Annotated in this window: 10 protein-coding genes; 2 read left to right on the top strand and 8 right to left on the bottom strand. The window is 68.7% G+C overall.

What is annotated here, in order from left to right:
• Positions 1-94: 94 nt before the first annotated feature.
• The 3 genes from glmM to rplM form a co-directional block, all read right to left on the bottom strand.
• Complete coding sequence (gene glmM, locus AVL48_RS28300) at positions 95-1429, bottom strand: phosphoglucosamine mutase (protein ID WP_061983355.1); 1335 nt, start codon at positions 1427-1429, stop codon at positions 95-97.
• Positions 1430-1686: 257 nt separating this feature from the next.
• Positions 1687-2199 carry a 30S ribosomal protein S9 gene (gene rpsI / locus AVL48_RS28295; protein ID WP_074038207.1) on the bottom strand — a complete coding sequence of 171 codons (513 nt, stop codon included), beginning with the start codon at positions 2197-2199 and terminating at the stop codon, positions 1687-1689.
• A 14-nt stretch (positions 2200-2213) separates the two neighbouring features.
• Positions 2214-2666 carry a 50S ribosomal protein L13 gene (gene rplM / locus AVL48_RS28290; protein ID WP_037314750.1) on the bottom strand — a complete coding sequence of 151 codons (453 nt, stop codon included), beginning with the start codon at positions 2664-2666 and terminating at the stop codon, positions 2214-2216.
• 275 nt (positions 2667-2941) lie between these two features.
• Here rplM and AVL48_RS28285 point away from each other — a divergent pair, with 275 nt between their 5' ends.
• Both AVL48_RS28285 and AVL48_RS28280 read left to right on the top strand, forming a co-directional pair.
• The gene (locus tag AVL48_RS28285) at positions 2942-3832 is read left to right on the top strand and encodes a hypothetical protein (protein ID WP_061983353.1); all 891 of its coding nucleotides are present in this window, start codon (positions 2942-2944) and stop codon (positions 3830-3832) included.
• 62 nt (positions 3833-3894) lie between these two features.
• On the top strand, positions 3895-4653 hold the full coding sequence (locus tag AVL48_RS28280) for a DUF4333 domain-containing protein (RefSeq protein ID WP_063054145.1): 759 nt from the start codon (positions 3895-3897) through the stop codon (positions 4651-4653).
• A gap of 127 nt (positions 4654-4780) precedes the next feature.
• Here the strand turns inward: AVL48_RS28280 and AVL48_RS28275 are convergent, their stop codons facing one another.
• The 5 genes from AVL48_RS28275 to eccCa all read right to left on the bottom strand — a co-directional run bounded on the left by AVL48_RS28275 (position 4781) and on the right by eccCa (position 12062).
• On the bottom strand, positions 4781-5065 hold the full coding sequence (locus AVL48_RS28275) for a WXG100 family type VII secretion target (protein WP_037314741.1): 285 nt from the start codon (positions 5063-5065) through the stop codon (positions 4781-4783).
• Positions 5066-5115: 50 nt separating this feature from the next.
• Positions 5116-5436 (bottom strand): WXG100 family type VII secretion target, encoded by a 321-nt coding sequence (locus AVL48_RS28270; RefSeq protein ID WP_037314738.1) that lies wholly within the window; start codon positions 5434-5436, stop codon positions 5116-5118.
• A gap of 231 nt (positions 5437-5667) precedes the next feature.
• The gene (locus AVL48_RS28265; RefSeq protein WP_061979936.1) at positions 5668-6030 is read right to left on the bottom strand and encodes a hypothetical protein; all 363 of its coding nucleotides are present in this window, start codon (positions 6028-6030) and stop codon (positions 5668-5670) included.
• A gap of 12 nt (positions 6031-6042) precedes the next feature.
• On the bottom strand, positions 6043-7986 hold the full coding sequence (locus tag AVL48_RS28260) for a type VII secretion-associated protein (RefSeq protein ID WP_061979937.1): 1944 nt from the start codon (positions 7984-7986) through the stop codon (positions 6043-6045).
• A gap of 68 nt (positions 7987-8054) precedes the next feature.
• Positions 8055-12062, bottom strand: coding sequence for a type VII secretion protein EccCa (gene eccCa / locus AVL48_RS28255; RefSeq protein ID WP_061979938.1), 4008 nt, complete (start codon positions 12060-12062; stop codon positions 8055-8057).
• Positions 12063-12249 lie beyond the last annotated feature (187 nt).

Below are 12249 nucleotides of genomic sequence, written 5' to 3'. Positions count from 1 at the left end.
ACGTGGCCCAAGCCCTCCCGGTGCCGTTCCTTGCACACGGAATGTACCGGGCCGGTAACCCGGGCGCAGCGACTTGGGAAGAACGTGAGAGGGACTACGAGGCCGACGAGACGACGCCGGCGAGCCTGTCGGCGGCCGCCTGTGCGGTGTCGTGCGCGGTGGCTTCGACCATGACGCGGACCAGTTGTTCAGTGCCCGACGGGCGCAGCAGCACGCGGCCCTCTTCGCCGAGTTCGGCCTCGACGGCGTCGACGGCGTCGCGGACGGCGGGCGAGACGGCGACCGCCGCCTTGTCCGCCACGGGGACGTTCACCAGCACCTGCGGCAGGCGGTTCATGACGGCGGCGAGTTCGGCGAGCGACTTGCCGGTGGACGCCATGCGGCTCATCACCCGCAGCGCGGTGAGCAGGCCGTCGCCGGTGGTCGCGTACGCGGGAAGAACGACGTGGCCCGACTGCTCGCCACCGAGCGCGCACCCGCTCGCGCGGAGTTCCTCCAGGACGTAGCGGTCGCCGACGGCGGTGGTGACGAGGTTGATGTCGTGCGCGCGCATCGCCAGGTGCAGGCCCAGGTTGCTCATGACCGTGGCGACCAGGGTGTTTTTGGTCAGCTCGCCGGTCTCGGCGAGGGCGAGCGCGAGGACGGCCATGATCTGGTCGCCGTCGACGAGCTCACCCGTGGCGTCGACCGCGACACAGCGGTCGGCGTCACCGTCGTGAGCGATCCCGAGGTCGGCGTTGTGCTCGACGACGGCCGCGCGCAACGCGTCCGGGTGATTAGACCCACAGCGTTCGTTGATGTTCACGCCGTCCGGCTCGGCGTGGATCGCGATGACCTCCGCGCCGGCCTTGCGGTAGACCTCGGGGGCCGCGAACGACGACGCGCCGTTGGCGCAGTCGACGACGACGCGGAGGCCCGCGAGCGGATGCGGGGTGGCCGACAGCAGGTGCTGGATGTAGCGGTCACCCGCGTCGGGGACGTCCTGGACGCGACCGACGCCGATGCCGGTCGGCCGGGTGACAGGAGCGTCGAGACCGGCCTCGATCTCGTCCTCGATCCCGTCGGGAAGCTTGTGGCCACCTGCCGCGAACAGCTTGATGCCGTTGTCGGGCATGGGGTTGTGGGAGGCGGAGATCATCACGCCGAGGTCCGCTTCGAGCGCGCCGACCAGGTAGGCGACGGCGGGCGTGGGGAGGACGCCGAGGCGGAGCACGTCGGCACCGGCGGACGTGAGACCTGCCACAACGGCGGCCTCGAGCATCTCGCCACTGGCCCGCGGGTCGCGGCCGACGACGGCGACCGGGCGGTGCGAGCGGTCGTGGGCGGCGAGCACGCGCGCCGCGCTGGCGGCGAGAGCGAGCGCCAGCTCCGGGGTCAGCTCCTCGTTGGCGAGGCCACGTACGCCGTCGGTACCGAATAGACGAGCCATCTGTCGACCTCCTTGAAAAACCACCACGACAACCTAGCCAGTGCCCACTCCTGTCTCCCCGCACCCCTGCTTCGCGTTTAGCTGGCTAAACGCGAAGGCAGCGACTTTAGCGGGCTAATCGTGAAACGGGTGGGGCGCATGGGGCACGGGGGACTGCTGTGACAACGGGCCCGTTGGGGAAGGAAGGACCCGGGAAACACGGAAGCGCCCATCCGAGAGACGGATGGGCGCTTCCGTGGGTTGCGCCAGAGGCGCGATCAGCGCTTGCTGTACTGCGGAGCCTTACGGGCCTTCTTGAGGCCGTACTTCTTCCGCTCCGTGGCGCGGGCGTCACGGGTCAGGAAGCCGGCCTTCTTCAGGGCCGGGCGGTCGTCGGCGTCGACCTCGACGAGCGCGCGAGCGATCGCGAGGCGGAGCGCACCGGCCTGGCCCGAGATCCCGCCACCGTGCAGGTTGGCGAAGATGTCGAACGAGTCGGGCTTGTCGACCGTCACCAGCGGCTCACGGATGAGCTGCTGGTGCACCTTGTTCGGGAAGTACTCTTCGAGCGTGCGGCCGTTGAGCTTGAACTCACCGGTGCCGGGAACGACGCGCACCCGGACGACGGCCTCCTTGCGGCGGCCGACGGTCTGGGCGTTGCCACCCGCGGCACGCGAGGGGCGCGCACCGGCCGGGGTCTCGCTGGTCGCGACGGCGTCGCCGACCGCGGGGGTCTCCGTGGTCGCGACGGCCTCAACGGCCTCCGTCGCGGTCTCCTCGGTGCTGGTCACAGACTGTTCCTCACTCACTGCGCGACCTGCGCGATCTTGGTGATCTCGCGCGCCTGCGGCTGCTGCGCGGCGTGCGGGTGCCCGGGGCCGGCGTAGACCTTGAGCTTCTTCGCCTGGGCGCGGCCGAGCTTGTTCTTCGGGAGCATGCCCTTGACGACCTTCTCGAGCAGGTGCTCGGGCTTGGTGTCGAGCAGTTCGCCGAAGGAGCGCTTACGCAGACCACCGGGGTAACCGCTGTGCCGGTACGCGAACTTCTGCTCGCGCTTGTTACCGGTGAGCGCCACCTTCTCGGCGTTGACGATGATGACGAAGTCACCGGTGTCCACGTGCGGGGCGTAGGTCGGCTTGTGCTTGCCGCGCAGCAGCGTGGCGACCTCGGTCGCGAGCCGGCCGAGCACGACATCCTCGGCGTCGATCACGTGCCAGGCACGAGTGACGTCGCCGGGCTTGGGGCTGTACGTGGGCAAGGGTCTACCTCGTCGTCAACATTGCGTGTGGGTTCTGTGCGGGCCTAGCGCTTACGCGCCGCAGCGCACAACGACATATGAAGATACCCCCACGCCCGACCCTACTGCGAAGCGGGGGTCGGTCCGGGGTCCCATACTAGGACCGGCGCCCGGCGGGCGCCCCGCAATCGTACCCGCCGGTGTGGCGGAACCGCCCACGGCATCACCTTCGGCGGGGGAGGATGAGACGATCCGGACGCGCACCGCGCGCGGGGACTCGATTCAGGGGAACGGCGATGAACAAACGGCCAACGATCATCTTGTGCGTGCTGGGCGCCGTGCTGGCACTCACCACCGCCTGCGGCCAGGCCCGGGCGGGCAACGCCGTGCCGAAGGGCGACGACGCCGCGGCGTACGTCGGCACGAAGTTCGAAGCGGCGATGAACAAGCTGCAGGACACGATCGGCGACCAGCGGGACGTCACCAGCGAATCGGGCGCGTACTTCCGGTTCGACGAGCAGTACATCCGCAGCACGATCTCTTCCGCCCGCGCCGGTTCGCCGGAGAGCCGCGTCAGCCGTCATCGGTCGCAGAAGAACCCGGACGACAGCATCGACTGGTACACCCCGGGCGACGGAACCGTCGAATACGCCTACCTCGGGCCCGTCTACAAGAGTCTCGCGCCGACGCCGTGGGTCTCGATGCCCAAATCGGAAGCCGGGCTGACCATCCCCTGCGCGTGGAGCGGCATCATCACCGCCTGCAAGATGGCCGACGCCATCGCCGTCTCCTACAACGCGGACAAGAAGATCGTGAAGGGCGCCAAAAGCCTGCCTGAGAACCGGATCGAGCTGACCGCCGCCGTCCCGTTCGGCAAGTTCATCGAGCGCCGCGTGGAGGTCCTGCCCCCGAAGATCACCGGGGCGATCACGGACGAGATGAAGAAGGCGCCGGTACTGACGACCGTCTCCCTCAACGCGGACGGGACGCTGAACCAGATCGTGATGGACGCCAAGATCGAGGGCGGCGGACACAAGATCGAACTGCGCTACGACTTCCGCTTCACCGGCAAGGCGACCGCGCAGGACATGCCGAAGCTGCCGGACGCCTCGCAGATCACCGTGCTGCCGGACAAGGCGGCGAAGGACGACTTCAATCGCCGGTTCGCCGAGCTGAAAGGCGTCTGAAGCATGGCCGAGCGCCTTCGTCCCGATGCTGCGAAATTCTCGACGCCCCGGAGTGACCACCGATGAGCCAGCCGCCCGAACAACAGCCCCAACACCCCCAAGAGCCGCAGCAGTGGTGGCAGCCACCGGCGAATCCCGCCAACCAGCCGCAAGGCTGGCAGCAGGAGGGGCAGGCCACCGGACCGCATTCCGGGCAGTGGCAGCAAAGCGACCCGAACGCGGCGACCACCGGCTCCTACACCGGGCCGTGGCAGCAGCCCGGCCAGCCCGGCGTCACCGGCTCGTTTTCCGGGCCATGGCAGCAAAGCAGCACTCCCGCACCGGGAGCGGCGTGGCAGCAGCAACCGCCGCAGCAGCCCGCGCCGCAGCAGAATTGGCAGGCGCCGCACCAGACTCCACCGGGTAGTCCCCCACCGGCCCAGTACGGCGGAGGGTTCCAGCCCGCGCAGTCGTCGTCCCAATACGGCGGACTCGGCGCTTTCGGGACCGAGCCCGCGAAAAAGCCGAAGGTCTCGAAGAAAACGCTGCTGATCGGTGGAATCGCCGCGGCCGTCGTGGTCGCGGGAGGGGTCGGCGCTTGGCTGCTCGGGGCGTTCGCGGGTGACAGTCTCGATCAGAAGTCGGTCCAAGACGGTGTCGTCCGCGTGCTCAACGAACATTACGGGGAACCGGACGTGAAGAACGTGGCCTGTCCTTCCGGCCAACCAGTGGAAAACGGCACCACGTTCGACTGCTCGATCGACCTTTCGGGACAGCAGAAGAAGGTCACCGTCCGAGTACTGAACACCACGCCGGAATTCGAGGTCGGCGCGCCGCACTGATCTTCGCCCGATACACCGAAAGCCGCGATGGAGTTCCTCCGTCGCGGCTTTTTCTTTCGCACAAACGAAACGGCGGGCTCGGCATCCGAAGATGCCTGCCCGCCGTTGCTCGTTCCGAGCGTGAGACTCAGAACAGGCCGGTGACGCCCTGCTCCGTGGCCTGGTAGCCGTCGGCCAGCTGCGGCAGCACGCCGGCGACCTGCGCGAGGAGCTGCTTGAGCTCCTCGAACTTGTTGTCCCACTCCTGCTGCGCGGCCAGGTAAGCGGTCTGCGCGTCACCCTGCCAGGTGTTGACCAGCGGAGCGAGGTCGCTCTTCAGCTGACCGAACAGCGACTCGAGCTCCCCACCGGTCTTCTTGCAGTCTTCGGCCGCCGTGTGGATCGTGGCGTAATCGACCTTCATCTCGGACATGGTTTCCTCCAGTGGTTAAGAAAGTCTGTGGATGGTGCGGGGAGCCGAGATCAGCCGAGGACGCCGAAGCCGGCGTTGACCGACTTGATGAGTTCCTGCTGCTGCTGCTCGGAAGCGTTGTACTTCGAACCGGCCTGCTCGAGCAGTTCGCCGATGTTCTGGAGGGCCTGGTTCAGCCCCCGGCCCGCTTCGTCGAAGCGCTTCATCACGTTGTTGAACGCGATCGCCGCGTCGCCGGTCCAGCCGGCCTGGGTGGCTTCGATGTTGCTGCGAAGCGTGCCCAAGTTCTGGTCCATCGAGACGCGAACCTCAGTCACCCGCTTCTCAGCCTGGGTGAACTGCTCGACATTCCCCTGAAAACCGCCAGCCATGGGAGCTACCCCCTTCGTTCGTGGTTATCCGTACTCGGTGTGTTCGTTTCGTACGGACCTACGACGGAGACCCTGCCATGTCTGGTTCCCCCTTGTCGCGGTTTGATTTCAAGTAGTTGCTTGCGTGAACGCTCGCCGGGGGAACCAGTCGGCGGCACGGCGACCACCTGGCGCGAATCGCGGGAAGAAATGGCCTTTCACCACGGGATTTCGCAAGTGCACAGCGGTCGATCATTCACCGCGGATCATGATTCGCGACTGCGAAAAGTCCTCGTCCTCGTCACCCGCTCGTGGCCGACGGGGCGCGGGTTCTGGCCGAACGGGAACCAGGTCTGCCGCTGAGGGCAAAGCGGGGACCGGAAGACCGACGCCGGCACGGAACCGTTTCGCGGCGTTCCGGACGACGCTGGGGGTCGGCGCGGTCTCGCCGCCGACGAGCCGTCCCTTGCCGAATTGCTTCGCCAGTTCGGCGTTTTCTCCGCGGCGGCGTTCGTAACGCGCTTTGGCCGTGCGGGCGACCTGCCGGGCGTAAGTGACCGCGTCGCGCCCTGTGCGCGCGAAATGCTCAGCGGCGGTCTCGGCTTCGGGTGCCATCTGGCTCCCCCTTCAGTGGACGACCACCATCGTTTTGACGACCTGCTCGCAGGCCGCGCTCACGCGTTGTTCGAACGGTGAGCCGGTGCCGTACTGGCAACCGATGTGGACGCGGATCTTCCCCTGTGCGACGACGTACCAGTCGACGCGCGCCCTCGGCTTGGTCTCGCGGTAGTAGATGACGGTCTTGCCGCCGTAACTCACGGAGGCGTTGAAACCACTGTATTGCTCCGGCTTACTCTCCGCCTCGCCGCCGAGTTGGTCGACAAGCTTCTGTCTGTCCGCCGTCGCGTCGTAGTCCATCACGTACTCCTGGGCGACCACGAGGTCGTCCCCGGTGAGGGAGTCGCTCGGATGGATCACCACCTGACGCTGGGCGACCCGGTCGTCGGTCTGCGTCCAGTCCATCGGCGCGATGAAGCGGTAGTCGTACTGGGCGAGCACGCGCCCTTCCGGCTCGTCCTCCCCGCTGTTGACGGCGAAGAGGACACCGCCGACGACCGCCGCCACGGCCACTACGGCCGCGGCGATGATCCAGGGCGTCTTCTTGCTCTTTCCGCCGCGCTCGGCCGGTTTGCGCTCGGGGGAAGGCACACCCGGCCGCCACGGCTGCTGCCCGGCTATCCTCTGGTGTCCCATCGGCGGCGACGGCGGCCCCTGCCGCGTCGCGTTTAGCGGGCTAAACGCGCTCTGTGGGGGCGGGGCGGGGTGGTGCGGACCAGGAGGGAACGAGGGGCGCTGGGCGTCGGGGCGGGACGGCGCGAGGGCACCGCCCGCACGGGAGACCGCGGAGCCGGCCAGCGATCCGGTCCGGTCCGGGTCGATCAGCACCGCGCGCAGGGCGCCGCGGGCGACCACGGTCTCCGGCTGGTCGAGGGTCGTGGGCACGACACCGGTCCGCTCGTGCACGAGCCGCGACACCATCGGGATCCGGCTCGACCCGCCCACGAGGAAGATCGCGGTCAGCTGCTTCGGCCGCAGCCCGGAATCACTGATCGCGGCGACCGTCAGCTCGACCGCGCGCCCGAGCGGGCCCGCGATGAGCCGCTCGAGGTCCTCGCGGGTCACGTGGGCGTCGGCGAACGGCGGTGGCATCGGGACGTCGGTGTACGCGTGCCGCGACAACGTCTCTTTCGCACCGCGCACGTCCTGCCGCAGGACGCGGCGGCGCCGTCGGTCGGTGAGTTCGCGGCCCTCGACCAGCTTCCGCCATTCCGGCGGATCGACGGACGACACCAGCGAACCCACATGCTCCAGGAGCGCCTGATCGACGTCCGCCCCGCCGAAACTCGGGTCCCCCCGGGTGGCCAGCACCTGGAACCCGGCGCGTTTAGCGGGCGAACTGCGATCCGCCGGGCTGCCGGGCATGCGCTGGACCACGGAGACGTCGACGGTGCCCCCGCCGAGGTCGAGCACCGCCAGGGCGTCGCCGGGACGGCCGCTGAACTCGACGGTGCGCTCGGAGTTGAGGTCGACCGGAGCGAACGTCGCCGCGTGATAGACCGCCGCGGCGACCGGTTCCGGCACGAGGGCGACCTGGCGCGCGAGCCCGCCCGCCGCCTGCCGGAGCAGGCGGGTCCGGGTCGCGCCCCAATCGGCCGGGTGGGTCAGGACGAGCAACTCGACCTCGGAGTCACCGGCGAGCCGGCGCGCCTCGGTCACCGCGCGTTTCAGCACGGCGTGCACGACGTCGGTCACGCGGAGGACGTTGTCGCCCAGCAGCAGGTCGCCTTCGTCGATCCGGCGCTTCGGGTTCGGCTCGTACCGCGACGGGTCCACCGCCGCCTGCCGTTCCGCCTCCTGGCCGACGAACAGCGTCCCGTCCGGCGCGGCGTAGACCGCGGACGACATCAGGGGCTGCCCGTCCACCACGACGACCTGCGGCTCACGGCCGTTGATCGAAGCGACTACGCAGGTGCTCGATGTCCCGAAGTCCACCGCTACCCGCACTGTCACAAGCCACTCCCGCAGATCGTCGTCGTCACCCCACGCCCAGCCCGTACCTCACCTGGTTCCGCGGAAGGTCAGTCCGGCTGGATCCACGAGACCTGCATGAGCTGCTTGCCGTGCTTCCGGGTCACGAGGTTTCCTCGGCCCGGCGGCATCTGGCTCGGCTTCACGTTGGCGATGAGGTTGCCCTCGTCCCGCGAGCCGTTCATGACCATACCGGGCGCCGCGATCTCCCTGAGCTTGCCGAGGATCGGGTCGAACATCGCCCGGGCCGCGCCACCGCTGCGGCGCACCACGACGACGTGCAGACCGACGTCCTTCGCCTGGGCGAGGAACTCGGCGAGCGGCTTCAGCGGGTTGCTCGTCTGCGTGGCGACCAGGTCGTAGTCGTCGACGATGATGAACAGCTCCGGACCGGTCCACCAGGACCGCGTCTTCAGCTGTTCCTGCGTCACGTCCGGACCGGGGAGCCGCCGGGTCATCGACCCGTGGACGTCCTTGACCATGCTTTCCAGCTGCGCGGCGGAAACCGCGTAACCGAGCAGCTGGTCTCCGCCGATGAAGCCGAGCATCGTGCGCCGGTAGTCGACGAGGATGATGACCGCTTCCTGCGTCGTGTACCGCTCGGTGATGCCCCGGGTGATCTGCCGCAGCAGGTTCGTCTTGCCCGACTCGCCGTCCGCGAACGCGTAGAAGTGCGAATCGGCCATGAAGTCGAGGTAGATCGGCTGGAGGTCTTCCTCGTTGACGCCGATCGGCACCAGCTTCGTGTTGCGCTTGGTGTCGATGCTGAGGACCTCGTCGTAGGTGACCATCTCGGGCAGCAGGCGGACCTGCGGCGCCGGGCGGCCGCGCCACGCACCCTTGATCTTCGCCACCGCGTCGGCGACACCGGCGGCGACGTCGTCGGGGTTGCTCGAGCCGTCGATCCGCGGAAGACCGGTCAGCAGGTGCAGCTTGTCCCTGGTCAGACCGCGGCCGGGGCGACCGGCCGGCACGTTCACCGCGACGCGGCGGTCGATGTCGGACTCGCTCGGGTCACCCAGGCGGAGTTCGAACCGGGTACCGATCATGTCCTTGATGGCGGGACGGATGTCCGCCCACCGGTTCGCCGCGATGACGACGTGCACGCCGTAGGAAAGACCCTGGGTGGCGAGCTTGGTGATCGAGGTTTCCAGCTCGTCGAAGTCGTCCCGCAGCGCCTTCCAGTTGTCGACGATCAGGAAGGCGTCACCGAAGGCGTCGTCTTCGGGCTTGATCTCGCCGCGCCGTTTCCGGTTGCGGAACTCGTTCATCGAGTCGATGCCCAGCGCGCCGAACTTGCCTTCCCGCTCGGTGAGCAGGGTGGTCAGCTCGGCGACGATCCGGCGGGCCTTGTCCGGCTCGCGCCGGGCGACGGCGACGCCACCGACGTGCGGCAGGCCCTGGAGACCGGCCAAGGTACCGCCACCGAGGTCGAGCGCGTAGAACTGCGCCTCTTCGGGGGTGTGGGTCAGCGCCATCGACATGATCAGCGTCCGGAGCATGGTCGACTTGCCCGACTGCGGACCGCCGACGATCACACCGTGCCCGGCGCCACCGGAGAAGTCGGCCCAGAGCAGGTCACGACGCTGTTCGTACGGCCGGTCGACGATGCCGAGCGGCACCTGCAGCCGTCCGTTGCCGAAGAATCCGACCGGGGAAAGACCGCGGTCGTCGGTGGGGTTCAGGTTCGGCAGCAGGGTGTCGAGCGAGTTCGGTTCCTTGAGCGGCGGCAGCCAGACCTCGTGGGCCGGCGGGCCCTGGCCGACCAGCCGGGACACGATCACGTCGAGCTCGCTGGGCTCGACGGCTTCCTCAGACTTGGCCTGCTCCACCGGCGCGGCCTCGATCTGCTGCGGCTCCGGCTCCTTCGGCAGTTCGACGAAGTCGGGGACGAACAGCTGCGGGCGCTTGTCCGCGCGGACCACGGTCGCGACCGGGCCGGCCGCCTTGATGCCCGCGGGCCGGTACGGGCCCGAGACGTACGAAGCCTTGAAGCGGACCAGCGTCGAGGTGTCGTACTTCAGGTAACCACCACCCGGGACCGACGGCAGCTCGAACGCGTCAGGCACGCCGATCGCGGCACGGGATTCCGCGGCGGAGAAGGTCTTGAGACCGATGCGGTAGGAAAGGTGCGAGTCGAGGCCGCGCAGCTTGCCCTCTTCCAGCCGCTGCGACGCGAGGAGCATGTGCATCTGCAGCGACCGGCCCAGCCGTCCGATGGCGACGAACAGGTCGATGAAGTCCGGCTTCGCGGCCAGCAGCTCGGAGAACTCGTCACAGACGATGAAGAGGGCGGGCAGCGGGTCGAGGTCGGCGCCGTTCTCGCGGGCCTTCTCGTACTCCCAGACGTTTTTGAAGTTACCGCCGTTCTTCAGCGCCTCCTGGCGCCGGTTCATCTCACCGGCCAGGGCGTCCTTCATCCGGTCGACCAGCGTGACCTCGTCCGCGAGGTTGGTGATGACCGCGGACACGTGCGGCGCGGCGTCCAGACCGAGGAACGTCGCACCACCCTTGAAGTCGACGAGGACGAAGTTCAGCGTGCTCGACGAATGTGTCGCGAGCATGCCGAGCACCAGGGTGCGGAGGAACTCGGACTTACCGGAACCGGTCGCCCCGATGCACAGGCCGTGCGGGCCCATGCCCTCCATCGCGGCTTCCTTGATGTCCAGCTCGACCGGCTGGCCGTACTCGCCGACGCCGAACGGGACGCGGTAGCGGTCGCGCACCGGACGCGGCCGCCAGGCCTGCTGGACGTCGAAGGTCATCGGGTCGCCGGGGATCCCCAGCAGTTCGAGCAGACCGGGGTTCGACAGCAGCGGCTCTTCCTCGGCCGCGTCCTGCGCGGCGGTGCCGACGCGGTACGGCGCGAGCAGTCGTGCCAGCGCTTCGGCCTCGACCACGCTCAGCGTGTCCGGACGGCCGAACCACTCGACGCCGCCGGCGCTGCGCGCGCCGAGGCGGTCTTCCTCGACCACCAGCCGCAGACCACGACGGGCCGCAAGGTTGCCGATGGAGTCGGAAAGGTCGATGAGGGTGACGCCGACGAGGCCCTCTTCGAGGATGATCTGCTCCTCGCGGGTGACCTCGGCGTCGTCGACGACGATCACCACGTGCGGCTGATCCGGGGCGGGCGTCGCGTTACGGGAGAACCGCTGGCGGTCACGGAGTTCTTCGTCGAGCCACTGCTCGATCTGCGCGAGGGAGCCCGCCATCATGCGCAGCTGGCCGATGCCGTCGGCGAGCGCCGGGTGCTGGGCGTGCGGCAGCCACTTCGCCCATTCCCATTCTTCTTTGGCGCGGCCCGCCGTCGCGATCGCGATGAGGACGTCGTCGGGGCTGTGGAAGGTGACCAGCTGGGCCAGCATCGCCCGGGTGAGGCCGCGGGTCAGGCCCCGGTCGCCCTGCATGCTGACCGCGGCGAACCCGCGGAGGGTGATCTGGGTCGGCAGATCCGGCACGATCGAGTGCGCGCGGACGAACCGGCGCAGGGCCAGCGTCGCGATCGGCTCCAGTTCGTCGACCGGGCCGGTCTGCGGCGGCACGAGCCGCGTCGCGAGCCGGTGCGAACTGCGGCCGACGCGGAGGTGGAGGAAGTCCTGGTCGTTCTGGCGGCGTTCCCACATGCGGCGGCTCGCGGCCAGCGACCACAGCGTCTGCGGGTCGGGGTGGACCCACTCGAGCGCGGCGCGCTGGTCGACCATGGCCTCGCGGGCCCTGTCACGCATCTGGCCGAGGTAGCGCAGGTAGTCCTTGCGGTCCTCGTCCATCTCGGCCTTTTTGGCGCCGCCGCCCTTGCCCGCACCACCGGCCATCATGCCGACGGTGCTCAGCACCATCATGCCGCCCATCATCATCATCATGGGGTTGCGTCCACCCGTGGTGAACATGAAGACCATCATCCCGAGGGAGGCGACGATCATCACCGCGGGAAGCAGCTTCATGACGATGTTGCCCGGGATGGTGCGGGGCACCTCAGGCGGCGGTTCGAGATGCACCTCGCCACCCGGCGGCCGCGGCGCCGCCAGGCGCGGTGACTTCTTGAACTGCAGCGTGCTCATCGAAGGACCCCTCTTCAAACTCGACGATGGCGGCCACCGTTGGTGCGCGTACTGGTGCGCGAGACAACCTATCGAACGTGACCGGGGAAAATCCGGACAACGCCGAGAACGGCCCCGACCGGGGCCATACGCATGCCGGGGAGTGTAGGGCGCGGGACCGACAACCCCCAACGAACCGGCAGGCCTC

It is taken from the genome of Amycolatopsis regifaucium, assembly GCF_001613935.1.
In the GTDB taxonomy this organism is placed as follows: domain Bacteria; phylum Actinomycetota; class Actinomycetes; order Mycobacteriales; family Pseudonocardiaceae; genus Amycolatopsis; species Amycolatopsis regifaucium.
This window is presented reverse-complemented; position numbering and strand designations above follow the sequence as displayed.